Annotated in this window: 19 protein-coding genes; 11 read left to right on the top strand and 8 right to left on the bottom strand. The window is 73.4% G+C overall.

Annotated elements, in window-relative coordinates; all coding sequences use genetic code 11:
* Positions 1 to 124: 124 nt before the first annotated feature.
* Both ACZ6R9_RS08135 and ACZ6R9_RS08130 read right to left on the bottom strand, forming a co-directional pair.
* A complete protein-coding gene (locus tag ACZ6R9_RS08135; protein WP_380487469.1) occupies positions 125 to 994 on the bottom strand; it encodes a transglutaminase family protein in 870 nt (289 codons plus the stop codon).
* A 50-nt stretch (positions 995 to 1,044) separates the two neighbouring features.
* Positions 1,045 to 2,061: a GNAT family N-acetyltransferase gene (locus ACZ6R9_RS08130; protein ID WP_465537174.1), complete on the bottom strand. Its 1,017-nt coding sequence runs from the start codon at positions 2,059 to 2,061 to the stop codon at positions 1,045 to 1,047.
* 130 nt (positions 2,062 to 2,191) lie between these two features.
* Between ACZ6R9_RS08130 and fdxA the strand changes: the two genes are divergently transcribed.
* Positions 2,192 to 2,518, top strand: coding sequence for a ferredoxin (fdxA, locus tag ACZ6R9_RS08125; RefSeq protein ID WP_030061559.1), 327 nt, complete (start codon positions 2,192 to 2,194; stop codon positions 2,516 to 2,518).
* A gap of 17 nt (positions 2,519 to 2,535) precedes the next feature.
* On the top strand, positions 2,536 to 3,681 hold the full coding sequence (gene dapC, locus ACZ6R9_RS08120) for a succinyldiaminopimelate transaminase (RefSeq protein WP_380487465.1): 1,146 nt from the start codon (positions 2,536 to 2,538) through the stop codon (positions 3,679 to 3,681).
* A gap of 65 nt (positions 3,682 to 3,746) precedes the next feature.
* On the opposite strand, the gene ACZ6R9_RS08115 is transcribed toward dapC, so the two are convergent.
* Positions 3,747 to 4,475: a hypothetical protein gene (locus ACZ6R9_RS08115; protein ID WP_380487463.1), complete on the bottom strand. Its 729-nt coding sequence runs from the start codon at positions 4,473 to 4,475 to the stop codon at positions 3,747 to 3,749.
* Between the two features lie 347 nt (positions 4,476 to 4,822).
* Positions 4,823 to 5,776: a VldE C-terminal domain-containing protein gene (locus ACZ6R9_RS08110; protein ID WP_465537171.1), complete on the bottom strand. Its 954-nt coding sequence runs from the start codon at positions 5,774 to 5,776 to the stop codon at positions 4,823 to 4,825.
* Between the two features lie 156 nt (positions 5,777 to 5,932).
* On the opposite strand from ACZ6R9_RS08110, the gene dapE reads away from it, so the two are divergent.
* Both dapE and ACZ6R9_RS08100 read left to right on the top strand, forming a co-directional pair.
* Positions 5,933 to 7,006, top strand: coding sequence for a succinyl-diaminopimelate desuccinylase (gene dapE / locus ACZ6R9_RS08105; protein WP_465537169.1), 1,074 nt, complete (start codon positions 5,933 to 5,935; stop codon positions 7,004 to 7,006).
* An 81-nt stretch (positions 7,007 to 7,087) separates the two neighbouring features.
* A complete protein-coding gene (locus ACZ6R9_RS08100) occupies positions 7,088 to 7,873 on the top strand; it encodes an LOG family protein (protein WP_380487456.1) in 786 nt (261 codons plus the stop codon).
* A 17-nt stretch (positions 7,874 to 7,890) separates the two neighbouring features.
* Here the strand turns inward: ACZ6R9_RS08100 and folP are convergent, their stop codons facing one another.
* Positions 7,891 to 8,703, bottom strand: a complete 813-nt coding sequence (folP, locus tag ACZ6R9_RS08095) for a dihydropteroate synthase (RefSeq protein WP_465537690.1) — start codon at positions 8,701 to 8,703, stop codon at positions 7,891 to 7,893.
* Between the two features lie 208 nt (positions 8,704 to 8,911).
* Between folP and ACZ6R9_RS08090 the strand changes: the two genes are divergently transcribed.
* Together ACZ6R9_RS08090 and ACZ6R9_RS08085 are read left to right on the top strand one after the other, a co-directional pair.
* On the top strand, positions 8,912 to 9,322 hold the full coding sequence (locus ACZ6R9_RS08090; RefSeq protein ID WP_380487454.1) for a DivIVA domain-containing protein: 411 nt from the start codon (positions 8,912 to 8,914) through the stop codon (positions 9,320 to 9,322).
* The gene (locus ACZ6R9_RS08085) at positions 9,319 to 9,885 is read left to right on the top strand and encodes a DNA-3-methyladenine glycosylase I (RefSeq protein ID WP_380487451.1); all 567 of its coding nucleotides are present in this window, start codon (positions 9,319 to 9,321) and stop codon (positions 9,883 to 9,885) included. The genes ACZ6R9_RS08090 and ACZ6R9_RS08085 overlap by 4 nt, the downstream gene beginning before the upstream one ends.
* 162 nt (positions 9,886 to 10,047) lie before the next feature.
* Here ACZ6R9_RS08085 and ACZ6R9_RS08080 read toward each other — a convergent pair whose 3' ends face one another.
* Entirely contained in the window at positions 10,048 to 10,848 is an 801-nt protein-coding gene (locus ACZ6R9_RS08080) for an enoyl-CoA hydratase/isomerase family protein (protein WP_380487449.1), read from the bottom strand.
* A gap of 292 nt (positions 10,849 to 11,140) precedes the next feature.
* On the opposite strand from ACZ6R9_RS08080, the gene ACZ6R9_RS08075 reads away from it, so the two are divergent.
* Entirely contained in the window at positions 11,141 to 11,308 is a 168-nt protein-coding gene (locus ACZ6R9_RS08075) for a DUF3117 domain-containing protein (RefSeq protein WP_014137929.1), read from the top strand.
* Positions 11,309 to 11,412: 104 nt separating this feature from the next.
* On the opposite strand, the gene ACZ6R9_RS08070 is transcribed toward ACZ6R9_RS08075, so the two are convergent.
* Positions 11,413 to 12,087, bottom strand: a complete 675-nt coding sequence (locus ACZ6R9_RS08070; RefSeq protein ID WP_380487447.1) for an O-methyltransferase — start codon at positions 12,085 to 12,087, stop codon at positions 11,413 to 11,415.
* Between the two features lie 247 nt (positions 12,088 to 12,334).
* Here ACZ6R9_RS08070 and sigE point away from each other — a divergent pair, with 247 nt between their 5' ends.
* From sigE to ACZ6R9_RS08050, 4 genes are all read left to right on the top strand, one after another.
* Positions 12,335 to 13,042, top strand: coding sequence for an RNA polymerase sigma factor SigE (gene sigE / locus ACZ6R9_RS08065; protein ID WP_380487445.1), 708 nt, complete (start codon positions 12,335 to 12,337; stop codon positions 13,040 to 13,042).
* Positions 13,039 to 13,875: an anti-sigma factor family protein gene (locus ACZ6R9_RS08060; protein ID WP_380487442.1), complete on the top strand. Its 837-nt coding sequence runs from the start codon at positions 13,039 to 13,041 to the stop codon at positions 13,873 to 13,875. Before sigE ends, ACZ6R9_RS08060 begins: the two co-directional genes overlap by 4 nt.
* 131 nt (positions 13,876 to 14,006) lie before the next feature.
* Complete coding sequence (locus tag ACZ6R9_RS08055; RefSeq protein WP_380487440.1) at positions 14,007 to 14,429, top strand: sec-independent translocase; 423 nt, start codon at positions 14,007 to 14,009, stop codon at positions 14,427 to 14,429.
* Positions 14,430 to 14,649: 220 nt separating this feature from the next.
* The gene (locus ACZ6R9_RS08050; protein ID WP_465537165.1) at positions 14,650 to 15,306 is read left to right on the top strand and encodes a hypothetical protein; all 657 of its coding nucleotides are present in this window, start codon (positions 14,650 to 14,652) and stop codon (positions 15,304 to 15,306) included.
* Here ACZ6R9_RS08050 and ACZ6R9_RS08045 read toward each other — a convergent pair.
* Complete coding sequence (locus ACZ6R9_RS08045) at positions 15,303 to 15,671, bottom strand: hypothetical protein (RefSeq protein ID WP_465537163.1); 369 nt, start codon at positions 15,669 to 15,671, stop codon at positions 15,303 to 15,305. The two genes, ACZ6R9_RS08050 and ACZ6R9_RS08045, sit on opposite strands and share 4 nt — an antisense overlap.
* Positions 15,672 to 15,746 lie beyond the last annotated feature (75 nt).

The following is a 15,746-nucleotide window of genomic DNA, read 5'->3' as shown; positions in this document are numbered from 1 at the left end:
GGGGGTGGTTGGGGGGGGGGGGCCGGGCGGGGGGGGGGGGGGGCCCCCCCCCCCCCGGGGGGGGGGGGGGCCCCCCCCCCCCCCGCCCCCGGTTGTGCTCTCCCTGGTTTCGCGTCTGTCTGCCTCAGTTGAGCCGGTGCCGCGCCGACTTGGCCTCGTCGCGGACTCGCCTCGCGCTCTCCGGGTCGAACGCGTCCAGGATCTCCGCGTACGCGTCCATCTCCGCCGCCCCGCCCAGGAAGTCGCCGGTCTTGACCAGCAACTCCGCCCGCTCCAGCCGGAGTTGCGCGGGGTGGCGGGGGAGGAGGAGGGCGAGTTCCGTGGCCCAGAGCTGGGTGCGGGCGTGTTCGGGGCGTTCGGCGGCCCAGTGGCGGATGTTGCCGAGGACCCGCAGCACGGTGTCGAGCGGCTGGGCGGGGGTGAGCAGCTCGGGGGAGTAGCGGTGGCCGGACGCGGCGACCAGGCGTTCCACGTCGGGGATGTCGAGCAGGCGGCCGCCGTGGAACGGGTCGGCGAGGACGTAGTCCTCGCTGTCCCCGGGGCCGCCGACCGCGACGATGAAGTGGCCGGGCAGCGCGATGCCGTGGACGGTCAGGCCGGCCCGGTCGGCGACCGCCGACCAGACCAGGGAGAGCATGATCGGCAGCCCGCGGCGGCGACGGAGCACCTCGGGGAGGAGGGAGGACTCCAGCCGCCGGTAGTCGGACTGGCGGCCGTGGAAGCGTTCCCGGCCGCCGAGCACCGCCGCGAGGAGCGCGGCGGTCTCCTCGGGGCCGCGCGGGCGGCGTTCGGCGACGGCCTGGCGGATGGCGGCGGCGTGCCGGTCCAGGGCGGTCCGGCAGGCGCTCAGGACGGCGTCGAGGTCGGGCGGTTCGGCGCTGTCGCCGGGGTCGCCGAGGGTGTGCTCGGCGGCGGCGAGCAGGCACAGCAGCACCGGGTCGGGGTTTTCGGCCCGAGCCTCGGCTCGGAAGCGGTTTCTGCTCTGCTCGGTCACTGCGGCCTTCGGTTCAGCAGCGGTTCGTGGCTCGGTTCAGGTGGTGCACGCTACCGCTGGGGAAGGCGGGCGTAGTGGTAAGTGTGACTGGTCGTGAAGCCCTGCTGGTCGTAGAGCGCCTGTGCGCCGTGGTTGTCGGCCTCGACCTGCAGGTAGGCGCCGGTGGCGCCCTCCTCGGCGGCGCGTGCGGCGAGTGCCGCCATCACGGTGGTGGCCAGGCCGCGGCGGCGGGCGGCGGGGGCGACCTCGATCGCGGAGAATCCGGCCCAGTCGCCGTCCACCGCCATCCGGCCGATCGCCAGCGGTGCGCCGTCCGGGCCGGGCACGTGGGCGAACCAGACCGACGGCCCGCCGTGCAGGACGGTCTGCGCGGCGGCTTCCAGGGCCGGGTCGTCGCCCACCCGGCGGTACAGCGACAGCCAGTTCCGGTCGGCCGCGCGGGACAGCCGGACCTGCCGCCAGCTCTCCGGTGCGGCCGCCCGGGTCAGTCCGCCGAGCCGCGCCCTGCGGACCACGGTCGGGGCCAACTGGGCGCCCAGCCGGTCGAGTTCGGCGGTCAGGTCGGACGGGGAGGCGCCGTCCACCACCTCGACGTGCGCGGGCAGGCCACGGGCCGCGTACCAGTCGCGGACCCGCTCCAGCGCCTCGTCCAGCGGCAGGCCGGGGTCGCCGAGCGCCTGCACCGAGTTGGCGCGCCGGGTGAAGCCGGCGGAGGCACGCAGCACCCAGTCGCCGAGCGGCTGCTGCTCGACAGCGGGCCAGCCGCGGGCCGCGGTGCGCTGGAGTTCGGTCGGGGTGATGTCGGGCATCGGGACGTTCCGGGCCGGGAACGGCGGCACCGGCTTGCCCGCGACCAGCAGATCGGCGGCGAAACGCACCGACACGCCGCGCCGGGACTCGACCGTCAACCCGTCGCCGTCCCAAGCAGTGAGCACGCCGATCGCATCGCGGAACACCGGCCGCCCGTCCGCCACGCCGTCAACCCGCCGCACCGAGACGCGTCTTCCCACGTCAGACGGGTCTATCCGGACCTCCGGACGGGCCTCGAGCGGTACTCCGCCAGCCATCAACCGCACCTCCTGTGCATTTGCGTCCCCCGACCCGCGATACTAGGGGCGGGCATCGACGACGACGCCGCGCGCACCGCGCGACCGAGTAAACAGTAGGGCGGCAGCCCTTCCGAGGAGGAACGACAGCGTGACCTACGTCATCGCGCAGCCTTGTGTCGACGTGAAGGACAAGGCGTGCATCGAGGAGTGCCCCGTCGACTGCATCTACGAGGGTGAGCGCTCCCTCTACATCCACCCGGACGAGTGTGTGGACTGCGGTGCGTGCGAGCCGGTGTGCCCCGTCGAAGCAATCTTCTACGAGGACGACACCCCGGAGGAGTGGAAGGACTACTACAAGGCGAACGTCGAGTTCTTCGACGACCTGGGCTCGCCCGGCGGCGCCTCCAAGCTCGGCCTGATCGAGCGCGACCACCCGTTCATCGCGGCCCTGCCCCCGCAGAACGCCGACCACTGATCGGTGGCATCCACGCTGTGAGCACCAACGACAGCACGCACGCGCCGTTCCCGGGACACCCGGGGGCGGCGCGCCGCGTATCCGACCGCCTGCCGGTCTTCCCGTGGGACAAGCTCGAACCGTACAAGCGCACCGCCGAGAGCCACCCGGACGGGCTGTGCGACTTCTCCGTCGGCACCCCCGTGGACCCGGTGCCGGAGCTGATCCAGCAGGCCCTGGCCGCGCACACCGACACGCCCGGCTATCCGACCGTGTGGGGCCCGCTCGCCCTGCGCGAGGCGATCGCCGGCTGGCTGAACCGCCGCCTCGGCGCCGAGATCGGCCCCGGGGCGGTGCTGCCCACCGTCGGCTCCAAGGAGCTGGTGGCCTGGCTGCCCGGCCAGCTCGGGCTCGGCCCCGGCGACCAGGTCGCCTACCCGAAGCTCGCCTACCCCACCTACGAGGTCGGCGCGCTGCTCTGCGGTGCCGAGCCGGTCGCGTACGGGGACCTCGACGAGCTGGACGGCAGCAAGGTCCGGCTGCTCTGGCTGAACTCGCCGTCCAACCCGACCGGACGGGTGCTGGGCGCCGACGAGCTGCGCCGGGCCGTCGAGTGGGCCCGGGCGCACCGGGTGCTGCTGGTCAGCGACGAGTGCTACCTCGAACTCGGCTGGGAGGCCGAGCCGGTGTCGGTGCTGCACCCGTCGGTGTGCGGCGACTCGCACGAGGGGCTGCTCACCGTCCACTCGCTGTCCAAGCGTTCCAACCTCGCCGGGTACCGGGCCTCGTTCGTGGCCGGTGACGCGGTGGTGGTCCGGGAGCTGCTGGAGATCCGCAAGCACGGCGGCATGATCGTGCCCGCGCCGGTGCAGGCGGCCACCGCGGCCGCGCTCGCCGATGACGGGCACGTCGCCGAGCAGCGGGAGCGGTACGCGAAGCGGCGCGGTGCGCTGCGGGCCGCGCTGGAGGCGTACGGGTTCCGGATCGAGCACTCCGAGGCGAGCCTGTACCTGTGGGCGACCCAGGACCGGCCGTGCTGGGAGACCGTCGCCGAACTTGCCGAGCTGGGAATCCTGGTGGCCCCCGGCGACTTCTACGGCCCGGCGGGCGACCGCTTCGTGCGGGTGGCGTTCACCGCCACCGACGAGCGGGTGGCCGCCGCTGTGGAGCGGCTGAAGCGCTGACGCCGGGCCAGGCGTGCGGAAGGGGCGGAGCCGGTCGGCTCCGCCCCTTCGGCGTGTGCGGTGGATCAGCCGATCGGCAGCTGACCGGCGCCGCCACTCAGGCCGCCGAGCAGCCCGCCCAGCGGGGTGCCGGCGAGCAGGCTGCCCAGCGGGCTGTTGCCGCCGCCCATCGCGGGCATCGCGCCCAGGCGGTTGGCGGACTCGTGCTCGGTCAGGCCCGCGACGGCGCCCGTGACCGGCAGCGACTGGACGGCGCCGACGACCGGGGCGAGCTTCTCGGCGGCCGGCAGGCTGTGCGTCAGCCGGTCCACCGGCAGGTTCTTGGCGACGGTGCCGAGCGGGGCGGAGGTGGCCTTGTGGGCGGCCGGGAGGACCTTGTCGGTGACCGCGGGGCCGACCTTCTGCTCGACGGCCGGGACGACCCGGTCGGACAGCGTGCCGAGCGCGCCGGTCAGCTGGTCGGCCTTGGCGGCCGGGCCGAGGTGGCCGAGCGCCTCGTCGGTGGAGGGCAGGGCGTGCGCGACGGTGCTGCCGGCCGCGTCGCCGGCCGCCGGGCCGCCCGCCGCGAGGGTCGCGGCGCCGGTGGTGCCGACCATCTGGCCGAGCTCGTGGGACGCCCCCTGCACCGTGTCGCCCGAGTTGGGGACGTCGGCCAGCTTGGTCACTCCGGCACCCAGGTCGGTCTGCGGGACCACCTCGGTGGCGGAGGCGGCACCCGCGGCCGCGAGCGGCGCCGCGGTGGCGGCGACGAGCAGCGCGGCCTGGGCGATCCGGCGCGTCAGGGGGAGGGACATGGTGCTCCTAAGAGGTGAGGTCTACGGTCCGCCGGGCGGACGGCCGGCTGTCCGGCTCGCCCCGCGGGCGACGTGTATGACCGCAAGAGCACCGGGAAGGTTTCGGCCGGTCAAGGTCAAGGGTTTGCAAAGATCGGACGATCCGCTTTCCGGCAAACCGGGCGGATCGTCCACGATGCGACCGCTGAAGAATCGTCACTTCCCTTGGCGGGAGCGGAAACCGTCACCCGGTCCGTGGACCGGCGTGTCGGCGGCCCGCCGACTGCCGTGCCGTCAGCGGGAGTTGACGTGAATCACCCGGTGGGCCGTCACCCGGGCACCTGTTCGTCAACGCACCGCCGACGCCGTCACTTCTTCTTCGCCGGCGCGCCCAGCGTCACCAGCACCCGGTCCGGCGGGGCGCTCGGCAGCGGCTTCCAGCCGTCGTTGGGCCGGTCCACCCGCCACACCTTGCCCTCGTAGGCGACCTGCCCGATGCCCAGGTCCGCCGCCCGCGCCACCGACCACTGCGCCAGCGCCCAGCCGGTCTGCTGGGTGCCGCCCGCGCTCGCGGTGCTAGCGGTCGGCTGCGGGGTGAACGCCAGCACCTCGCGCGGGTCCTTGGCCGCCTTGTCGGCGGTCGCCACCGTCACGGCCTTGCCGAACTCCCGGCGCACCCGGTCCGACACGGCGGTGGCCGGCGGGGCCGCCGCGTCCGGCTGCGGCAGCTGGTGCACCACGCAGTTCAGCGAGGCCGGCTCACGGCCCATCAGCACGGTGGCCAGCAGCGTCGCGTTGTTCTCGTGCTTGGCGTACGCCTGCGGGTAGCCGCTGCGCTGCACCTGCTGGGCGGCGTCGGTCAGCGGCATCTGCGCGTAGCCGTTCACCTTCACCAGCGCGTCCAGGAACTTGTTGGTCGCGTACACCGGGTCCATGATCTGCTCGACGCTGCCCCAGCCCTGCGACGGGCGCTGCTGGAACAGGCCCACCGAGTCCCGGTCGCCGCCCTCCAGGTTGCGCAGCTTGGACTCCTGGATCGCGGTCGCCAGCGCGATCGTCACCGCCCGCTCGGGCAGGCCGCGGGACATCGCCACCGCCGTGATGGTCGCCGCGTTCGCCGCCGCGCCCAGCTCCAGCGACCCGGAACCGGACGTGGCGGTGACCTTGCAGCCCTCGTCGGGGACGGTGATCTTGTCGCGGTTCAGCCACACCACCAGGCCGCCGACCACCGCCAGCGCCAGCAGCCCCACCAGGATCCGCCGCCACGGCCGCCGACGGCGCTCCCCGGCGCCCCCCTCCGAGTACTCGGCGTCTGTGGCCACGCTGGCCCCTCTCCTCGTCGTCCGTCGTCCTGTCGCAGCGGTCCGCTTCCGAGCCCGCGCCGTTCGCGGACACCGTAACCGCTCGGACGGCCGTACGGGTCCGTGCGGTTGCGTCCCGGCCTTCGGGCCACCCGGCCGCTCGGTAGGGTGGCCGCCATGAGCAGCCCGAACGAGCCCCTCGACCTGACCCTCGACGGCGGCACGCTGACCGCCCGCCTCGTCGACTTCCCGTCCGTCAGCGGCGAGGAGACCGCCCTCGCCGATGCGGTCGAGGCCGCGCTCCGGGCCTACCCGCACCTCACCGTCGACCGGTTCGGCAACAACGTGGTCGCCCGCACCCACCTCGGCCGGGCCGCGCGGGTGGTGCTCGCCGGGCACCTGGACACCGTCCCGATCGCCGACAACGTGCCCTCGCACGTCGAGGGCGACCTGCTCTTCGGCTGCGGCACGTCCGACATGAAGTCCGGCGTCGCGGTCCAACTCCGGCTCGCCGCGACGGTGGCGGAGCCCAACCACGACGTCACCTACGTGTTCTACGACTGCGAGGAGGTGGAGGCCGAACGCAACGGCCTCGGCCACCTGTTCGCCACCCACCCCGACTGGCTGGCGGCCGACTTCGCCGTCCTGATGGAGCCCAGCGGCGCCGTCGTCGAGGGCGGCTGCCAGGGCAGCCTGCGCGCCGACATCACGCTCACCGGCGTCCGCGCCCACGCCGCGCGCAGCTGGCTCGGTGACAACGCCATCCACAAGGCCGCCGAAGTGCTGCGCCGGCTGGTCGAGTACCAGCCCCGACGGGTCGTCATCGACGGCCTGGAGTACCGCGAGGGCCTGAACGCCACCCGGATCGACGGCGGCGTCGCCGGGAACGTCATCCCCGACGAGTGCCGGATCCACGTCGCCTTCCGGTTCGCCCCCGACCGCACCCTGGAGCAGGCGGAGACCCACCTGCGGGAGGTCTTCGACGGCTACCACCTGGACATCGTGGACGCCTCACCCGCCGCCCTCCCCGGCCTCTCCCAGCCCGCCGCCCAGGCCTTCCTGGCCGCCGTCGGCGGCGAGCCGCGGGCCAAGTTCGGCTGGACCGACGTCGCCCGCTTCTCCGCCCACGGCGTCCCCGCCGTCAACTACGGCCCGGGGGACCCGAATCTGGCCCACAAGCGCGAGGAACACTGCTCGCTGAGCGCGATCGCCGAGGTCGAGGCCCGCCTGCGCGCCTGGCTCACCGAGTAGGCGCCCCGCGGCCTTTGGCGGACGGGCAGCCGTTTCCCGTTGTTCCTCGGAAAGTTGCCTTGTCAGGCGTAGGGTTTCGTCATGACAGCCAACGGAGATGAACCCGTCCGCAGGGCCAGGAAGAAGCCGTGGCCCGAGAAGCGCAAGGGGCCGGTGCTGCTGCGGCGGGACCAGGTCGAGACGAAGACGACGGACCAGGCCCTGCTGGACACCACCGGGCCGACCGACTGGTTGCACACCGATCCGTGGCGGGTGCTGCGGATCACCTCGGAGTTCGTCGAAGGTTTCGGGGCGCTCGCCAAACTGCCCAGCGCGATCAGCGTGTTCGGCTCCGCCCGGACGCAGGCCGGTACGCCCGAGTACGAGGCCGGGGTGGAGATCGGCCGGGCCCTCGCCGAGGCCGGGTACGCGGTGATCACCGGCGGCGGCCCCGGTGCGATGGAGGCGGCCAACAAGGGCGCTGTCGAGGCCGGCGGGCTGAGTGTCGGCCTCGGCATCGAGTTGCCGTTCGAGCAGGGCCTGAACGAGTACGTCGACCTGGGCCTGAACTTCCGCTACTTCTTCGTCCGCAAGACGATGTTCGTGAAGTACTCCCAGGGCTTCGTGGTGCTCCCCGGCGGGCTCGGCACCCTGGACGAGCTGTTCGAGTCGCTCACCCTGGTGCAGACCAACAAGGTCACCCGGTTCCCGGTGATCCTGTTCGGCAGCTCCTACTGGGGCGGGCTGGTGGAGTGGCTGAGGTCCACCCTGGTCGCCCAGGGCAAGGCCAACCCGGAGGACCTCGACCTGTTCCACGTGACCGACGAGGTCGCCGACGTGCTCAAGGTCCTGGAAGCGGCCCGCAAGCCGCAGGGCACGCCCGCGTAGCCCGGGCGGGCAAAGGGTCAGGCGAGCCCCCGGCGGGCGACCGCCGGGGGACGCGTGCCGCGGATCGACGCCACCATGTCCAACACCTGACGGGTCTCCGCGACCTGGTGCACCCGGTAGACCTGCGCGCCCAGCCAGGCGGAGACCGCGGTGGTGGCCAGGGTGCCGAGCAGGCGCTCGTCCACCGGCTTGTCGAGCGTCTCGCCGACGAAGTCCTTGTTCGACAGCGACACCAGCACCGGGAACCCGGTCGCCGTCATCTCCGGCAGCCGGCGGGTCGCCTCCAGCGAGTGCCGGGTGTTCTTCCCGAAGTCGTGCCCCGGGTCGATGATCAGCCCGTCGCGGCGCACCCCGAGTTCGAGCGCCCGCTCGGCCAGCCCGACGGTCACCCGCAGGATGTCCGCCATCACGTCCTCGTACCCCACCCGGTGCGGGCGGGTGCGCGGCTCCGCGCCGCCAGCGTGCGTGCACACCAGACCCGCGCCGTACCGGGCCGCGACCTCGGCGAGTTTCGGGTCGAAGCCGCCCCAGGCGTCGTTCAGCAGGTCCGCACCGACCTCGCAGACCGCCTCGCCGACCTCGTGCCGCCAGGTGTCCACGCTGATCACCGCGTCCGGGTGGCGCTTGCGCAGCTCCGCCACGAACGGCACCGTGCGCCGCAACTCCTCCTCGACGGTGACCTCTTCGCCCGGCCCGGCCTTCACCCCGCCGATGTCCAGGATCGCCGCGCCCTCGGCCACCGCCCGGTCCGCCGCGGCGAACGCGGCCTCGTCGGCGAAGGTCGCCCCCCGGTCGAAGAACGAGTCCGGGGTGCGGTTGACGATCGCCATGATGACCAGCTCGTCCGGGCCGAACTCCCGCGTGCCGAGGCGTAGTGCCACCGTTGTCTCCTCCTCAGCGCTCCCGGGTGCAATGATGGGCCCCGGCCTGTACGGGACCATGATCCCACCTGATCCCGCCCGCGGGCCGAAGCCGACCGGAACTGCCGGGGCCGGAACTGCCGGAGCCGGAACTGCCGGGGACTGACGGAGGACGCTCGTGTTCTGGGTGATCGTGGTTGCGATGGCCGTGGTGGTCGGCGGTGCCGCGCTGGTGGCACTGGGCGGCGGCGGATCCCTCCCCGAGGCGGAGCACGACCGTCTCACCGTGCGCCTCCCGCAGGACCGCCCGCTCAGCCGCACCGACGTCGACGACCTGCGCCTGCCGATGGCGCTGCGCGGCTACCGGATGGACGAGGTCGACGACGTCCTCGACCGCCTCGGCGCGGAACTCGCCCTCCGGGACGCGAAGATCGCCGAACTGGAGGCGGTCGGCGCGGTGCGCGGCTCGGTGGAGGCGACGGGCGACGCGGCCGGGGAGCCGCTGCCCGGGCTGGAGTCGTTCACGGCCATGCTGGAGAAGAAGCCTGCGGAAGGCCCTGCTGACTCCGAGAAGAGCGACCGCTCGTGACCGGTGCGGTGCTCGGCGAGGACGGGCTGCTGCGCTGCGGGTGGGGCGACTCCTCCGAGGACTACCGGGTCTACCACGACACCGAGTGGGGCCGGCCGGTCCACGGCGACCAGGCCCTGTTCGAGCGGATCTCGCTGGAGGCGTTCCAGTCCGGGCTGTCCTGGATCACCATCCTGCGGCGACGCGAAGGCTTCCGGGCGGCGTTCCGGGACTTCTCGATCGCGGAGGTCGCGGAGTTCGGGGACGACGACGTGGAACGGCTGATGGCCGACACCGGGATCATCCGCAACCGGGCGAAGATCGTCGCCACCCTCGCGAACGCCCGCGCCGCGCGTGAACTCGACGGCGGGCTGGACGCGTTGATCTGGAGCCACGCCGGGGATCCGGGGCGGCCGGCGCCCAAGACGCTGGCGGAGGTGCCGGCGGTGACGCCGGAGTCGACGGCGCTGGCGAAGGCGCTGAAGAAGAACGGATTCCGGTTCGTGGGGCCGACGACGGCTTACGCGTTGATGCAGGCCTGCGGGCTGGTGAACGATCACCTGGCCGACTGCCACGCGCGGTAGGCGCCCGCCCGGGCAGCCACGGGCCCGCCGTCCACGGACCTCACCGAGGGCGCCGTTCCCCTTCGCGCAGTTCCGCCCCCTCGCCTTCGGCTGGGGGGACCCCAGCGCCCCTGACGGGGCGCGGGGTGAGAGTGGGGTGAAGAGAGCTTCGCCCTTTGAGAGTTACTTGCCCACGAAGGTGGGCTTCTCCTTGGCCACGAAGGCGTCCACCGCGATGCGGTGGTCCTCGCTGCTGCCGGCCATGGTCTGCAACTCCTCCTCCTTGTCGAGGAGTTCGTCCAGGGAGTGGGACGCCCCGTACGCCAGCGACTCCTTGATCGCGCCGTAGGCGACGGTCGGGCCGTTGGCCAGGGTGAGGGCGAACTCGTGGGCGGTGGCGGCGAGTTCGGCGGTGGGGACGACGCGGGTGGCGAGGCCGAGGGCGAGGGCCTCGTCGGCGCGGACGGTGCGGGGGAACATCAGGAGTTCGGTGGCGCGGGCGTGGCCGACCAGCCGGGGGAGGGTCCAGGAGGCGCCGGAGTCGGTGGTGAGGGCGACGCCGGCGAAGGAGGTGTTGAAGCCGGCGGTGTCGGCGACGATCCGGAAGTCGCAGGCGAAGGCGAGCGAGGCGCCGGCGCCGGCCGCGATGCCGTTGACGGCGGCGACGGTGGGCTTGCGCATCCCGGCGAGGGCACGGACCAGCGGGTTGTAGTGCTCGGCGACGGTGCGCAGCGCGCCCTCGCCGGTCTCCTGCTGGTGGCGCAGCAGGCCGAGGTGTTCCTTGAGGTCCTGCCCGACGCAGAAGGCCTTGTTGCCGGCGCCGGTGAGCAGCACGGCCCGCACCTCGGGGTCGGCCGCGGCGGTGGTGACGGCGTCCCGGAGGGCGACCTTGGTGGCGACGTCGAGGGCGTTCATGGCGTCGGCGCGGTCGATGGTGAGGACGGCGAGGGCGCCGTCGCGGTGGTAGCGCACGGTGTCGGACATCGGTGAGGGCTCCCGGGTCGCGGTGGGCTGTCGTGGGCACAGCATGCCGGAGTGCGGCCGGGTGGGGGAGTGTGAGGTGGCGCACGCCCGGCGGGCGTGTCGGAGTGCGGCGGGATGCGGCTTCCGGCTGGTTATCGGCGCTTTGATGCGGGTTCGGGAGGCTTGGCGGAGAGAGTGATGTTGGTCATCGAGCGGTCGCATGCGGGATAATGGCTTCCGATCAATGCGTTCGATACCGGCGGTGGACGGACTGCCGGTGCGTACCTGAACGGTTGCAGGAAGGGGAACGAGCATGGCGGCCATGAAGCCGCGGACGGGTGACGGCCCGCTGGAGGTCACCAAAGAGGGGCGGGGCATCATCATGCGAGTTCCGCTCGAAGGGGGCGGGCGCCTGGTGGTGGAGCTGACGCCGGACGAGGCGGATGCTCTGGGCGAGGCCCTGAAGAAGGCCTGCGGCTGACCCAGGCAGGTAGCCACTCGCACGTCCCGGGCGTTCCGGGAGTGTTCGACGGGCCCGGTCCCCCGGTTGCGGGGAGCGGGCCCGTTCCGCGTGCTGGTGCGGGGTCAGCGTTTGACGGCGCAGAGCAGGCCGTCGCTGACCGGGAGCAGGGCGGGCAGCAGGATGTCGCTCTCCCGGATGTCGGCGACCAGGTCGCGCACCGCGCGGATCTGCGGGTCGTCGGCCTCGGGTTCGGCGAGCCGGCCTTCCTGGAAGACGCCCTCGAAGCAGACCACGCCGCGCGGCCGGAGCAGCCGCATCGCCTCGGTGAGGTGGAAGCCGGAGTCGGCCGGGTCGCCGTCGCAGAACACCAGGTCGTACTGGCCGTCGGCGAGTCGCGGCAGCACGTCGCGGGCCCGGCCGGGGATGAAGCGGGCCCGGTTGGCGGCGAAGCCGGCGGCCAGGTACGCCTCGCGGGCGTACTGCTGGCGGACGGGTTCGGAGTCGACGGTGGTGAGCACGCCGTCGGGCCGCATGCCGCGCAGCAGGTAGACGCCGGACACGCCGGTGCCGGTGCCGATCTCGACCACGGCCTTGGCGTCGAGCGCGGCGGCCAGCAGGCGCAGGGCCGCGCCGCCGCTGGGGCCGATCGCGCGTATGCCGGTGCGGGCCGACTGGGCCCGGGCGTAGGTCAGCACCGCGTCCTCGCCGACGTAGGTGTCGGCGAGGGCCGCTCGCTGGGGCCCGAACTCGGTGATGGCTTCCTCTTCCGGAGCGCCGATGTCGATGGAAGTCGACAAATTCCAGCGACAGACTACTGGCCGTCCGGGAACCGCGTTCGACGGCTGGCCGTTGAGTTGTCGTAGGTGGCCGGACCGCCTGCGGCGGCCGCTGTTCGACCGCTCTTATCCGGGCTTGACGTGTGAGGTGGATATGGTGGTGGCTCTGCTGGGCAGAAGAGCCGACCGAGGAGGTGTGGCCGAGGGCGACGTCCCTGTGCAGCGGCACGTCCGCGGCACCACGTCGGCCCGTACGCCGAAGCCCGTGATGAACCAGTCTGTGCACTCCCCCCTGGACAAGACGACCGCAGCCGACGACTCGGTGGCCGAGGCCCCCGGTACGCTCGCGTCCTTCGCGGAGGGGCCCGACGCGCAGAGCTGGACGCCGCCCAGCTGGGAGGAGATCGTCGAGGCGCACAGCGCCCGGGTCTACCGCCTGGCCTACCGGCTGACGGGCAATCAGCACGACGCCGAGGACCTCACCCAGGAGGTCTTCGTCCGGGTTTTCCGCTCGCTGTCCACGTACACCCCCGGCACCTTCGAGGGCTGGCTGCACCGGATCACCACCAACCTGTTCCTGGACATGGTGCGCCGCCGCCAGCGGATCCGCTTCGACGCCCTCGCCGAGGACGCGGCAGAGCGCCTGGCCAGCCGTGAGCCCAGCCCCGCCCAGCACTTCAGCGACACCCACTTCGACGCGGACGTGCAGCAGGCGCTGGACACCCTCGCCCCGGAGTTCCGTGCCGCCGTGGTGCTGTGCGACATCGAGGGCCTCTCCTACGAGGAGATCGCCGCCACCCTCGGGGTGAAGCTCGGCACCGTCCGCAGCCGGATCCACCGTGGCCGCTCGCACCTGCGCGCCGCCCTCAAGCACCGGGCGCCGAACGCCGCCGCGGGCCGTTCGCGCCGGGGCGGCTCCGCCGAGCCCGTGGCGGTCGGCGCCGAACCGGGCGGAAGCGACCGGAGGGGGTCATGAGCGAACACGCCCCCGAGCGCGCGGACGCCACCGGCCGCTCGCGCTGGGCGTCGCTGCGCCGCGCCGTCGAGCAGTCCCCGGCGGCGGCCGAGCTGCGGCCCGTGACGATCCGCCCGGTCGAGCCGGCGGCCGAGGAGCACCACCACCTCGGCGACCGCCTCACCGCCTACCTGGACGGCGAACTCGGCCACGACGCCCGCGAGCGGGTGCAGGCCCACCTGGCGACCTGCCCGGAGTGCCTGGCCGAGGCGGAGGGCGCCCGCGCGGTCAAGCGGACGCTCAGCGGCGCCGGCGCGCCCGGCCCGTCCGCGGCGCTGATGGCCCGGCTGCTGGCCGTGGCCGCGCTGCCGGAGGACGAGTCGGGCCCTGATGGGCCGTCGGGTGCCGTGTTCGGCGGCAGCCGGCTCACCGGCGGCTCCTTCGGCCGGGGCGCGGGCTTCGGCGGCGGCGCGCTGGGCGCCGAGGCCCCGATACCCGGGATCGACCCGCGGGCCGGCCTGTTCGGCTCCCGCCCGTCTGCCGCGCCGCGTCCGCTGGCCGCGCTCGGCGAGCTGCCCACTCCCCGCCCGGCTTCGGCGCGCGGGCGCCGGCTGGTGTTCGCCGCCGCCGGGGCGTTCTCGGTCGCCGCGGTCACCCTGAGCGGTGTCGGCGGCCTCACCACGGGCCAGAGCGGCCCCAACCGGCAGCCCACCAGCGTCACCCCCGTGGGCGGGGCGATCGTGCCCGTCAACGCGCAGCAGCAGATGGACGCCCCGGACTTTCCGATGCGCTCCCGGCTGCAGGCCAGCCCGCAGCCGTCGCCCAGCGGTGACCAGCTCCAGGTCCTGCGCTAGCCTGCCTTCACCGGCACGCCGTCGACGCCGGTCGCCCGGGTGGTCTTTACCACGGATTCACCTGAGGAAGACCGGGGAGCGGCCGCCCGCGTTTACCCTTGGTTCAGCGTTGTCGGGTGCTGGGAGTTCAGGTGTTCGGAGACATAGGCGGACTCGAGGTCCTGACGATGGTGATCATGGCCATCGTGATCTTCGGGCCGGACAAGCTCCCGAAGCTGATTCAGGACACCATGGGGTTCATTCGCAAGATCCGCTCCTTCGCGGACAACGCGAAGGAGGACATCCGCAGCGAACTCGGACCGGAGTTCCAGAACTTCGACTTCGAGGACCTCAACCCGAAGACCTTCGTCCGCAAGCAGCTGCTCGGCGACGGTGACGACCCGCTCGGACTGAAGGACCTCAAGGACAGCGTCGACCTCAAGTCCGCGCTGAACGGCGAGCCGACCCGCACCCCGAGTGCCTCGGTCGACTTCTCCAAGCCGGCCTCCCCGTTGAGCAGCGGACCGGCCCTCGCGGCCGGTGAGCGCCCGCCGTTCGACCCGGACGCCACCTGACCGAGGCTCCCCGCCCGACCCGGACCTCGTCCCCGACGCCCCGCCCGGCAGGCGGGGCGTTGTCGTTCGCGCCGCTATCGTGTCCACTACCTCCCCGAGGGCGCGCGCTGTGCGGTCCGTCACGCCAGGCCGTGTCCGGCCCGGTTTTCCCGGACAGAGGGGCCGCGGTGCGCCACCATGGAGCCCACCCGTGGCAGGAGCACAGCCGAGGAGGCCCGCAGTGGACGCCACGCAAACGACCGCAGACCCCGCCGCGACGCGTCGGCCCGCCGCCGACCCCCTCGTCGCCTACCGCGCCGCCGACTTCCCCTGGTACGGCCTGGACGAGGGCTGGACCGGCCGCCGCTGGCTCGGCCAGGTCGGCACCGGCCAGAGCCCGCGCGCCGCGCAGAGCGACATCCCCGACTACGGCACCCTCGGCCACGGCGACGAACCCGCCCGCGGACCCGAGCCGCGCGACACCCGGCGCTTCGCGATGGTGGTCACCGTGGCCCGCCGCGAGGTCCGCCGCAGCGCCGACAACACCGGCACCCTGGAAGCCACCTCCGCCTCCTCCGCGGCCTGGCTGGCCGGCGCCGGACTGCTCGCCGCCACCTGGCCCGGCAACCTCGACCGCACCCTGCGCCAGCACTGGCTCGACCAGCAGTCCACCCTCGCCTGGGACTTGGCCGACGACCTCGACGGCCCCGCCTGGTCCTCCCTCACCCTCCCCGTCAACGGCGCCCCGCAGCCCTTCCGCTACCGCGAGTCCGAATACGGCTGGGTCCTGGCCGGCGAGGCCCCCGGCGTCCTGATCGGCGCCTACGGCCGCTCGGTCTCCGCGTACGGCATCGGCTTCACCACCGTTCCCGACCTGGAGTCGTACGACGGCCGTTAGCGGTCGTAGCAGCGGTAGGACCCCTCCGCCACCTGCGCGATCGAGTTTCCGTGGCAGCGCAGCATCGGGATCAGCACCGTCACCCGGAACACCCCGAACGCCAGCAGGGGCACGGCCACCACCACGACCGCGATCCGGCTGACCACCCGGCCGGGGCCGAGCACGCCCAGGCCCAGGCCGGCCACCAGGAGGAGGAGTCCCCCTTCGAGAGCCAGTAGCGCCAGGAACGTCCGGTTGTCGTGGAGGCCCGGATTCAGCTCCGGCGGCCCCTCCAGCTCGATCGTGCAGCCCGCGCTGAGCAGCATCAGCACCGCTGCCGCTGTCAGCAGCACCGCCGCCAGGCAACCGATTCCGCGTCTGTCCACACCGTCTTCGCGTCTGTCCACGCCGGGTGGACAGTCCCGCCACCCGGCGCGGTTCCAGCAGAGTGGCCCCGGGCG

The organism is Kitasatospora sp. NPDC048662, assembly GCF_055587065.1.
This window is presented reverse-complemented; position numbering and strand designations above follow the sequence as displayed.

Excerpts from the sequence above, each read along its gene's own strand:
- ACZ6R9_RS08130 (WP_465537174.1), bottom strand. The coding sequence starts at position 2,061 with ATGGCTGGCGGAGTACCGCTCGAGGCCCGTCCGGAGGTCCGGATAGAC.
- ACZ6R9_RS08115 (WP_380487463.1), bottom strand. The coding sequence starts at position 4,475 with ATGTCCCTCCCCCTGACGCGCCGGATCGCCCAGGCCGCGCTGCTCGTC.
- dapE (WP_465537169.1), top strand. The coding sequence starts at position 5,933 with ATGAGCAGCCCGAACGAGCCCCTCGACCTGACCCTCGACGGCGGCACG.
- ACZ6R9_RS08100 (WP_380487456.1), top strand. The coding sequence starts at position 7,088 with ATGACAGCCAACGGAGATGAACCCGTCCGCAGGGCCAGGAAGAAGCCG.
- folP (WP_465537690.1), bottom strand. The coding sequence starts at position 8,703 with ATGGCGATCGTCAACCGCACCCCGGACTCGTTCTTCGACCGGGGGGCG.
- ACZ6R9_RS08080 (WP_380487449.1), bottom strand. The coding sequence starts at position 10,848 with ATGTCCGACACCGTGCGCTACCACCGCGACGGCGCCCTCGCCGTCCTC.
- ACZ6R9_RS08075 (WP_014137929.1), top strand. The coding sequence starts at position 11,141 with ATGGCGGCCATGAAGCCGCGGACGGGTGACGGCCCGCTGGAGGTCACC.
- sigE (WP_380487445.1), top strand. The coding sequence starts at position 12,335 with ATGAACCAGTCTGTGCACTCCCCCCTGGACAAGACGACCGCAGCCGAC.
- ACZ6R9_RS08060 (WP_380487442.1), top strand. The coding sequence starts at position 13,039 with ATGAGCGAACACGCCCCCGAGCGCGCGGACGCCACCGGCCGCTCGCGC.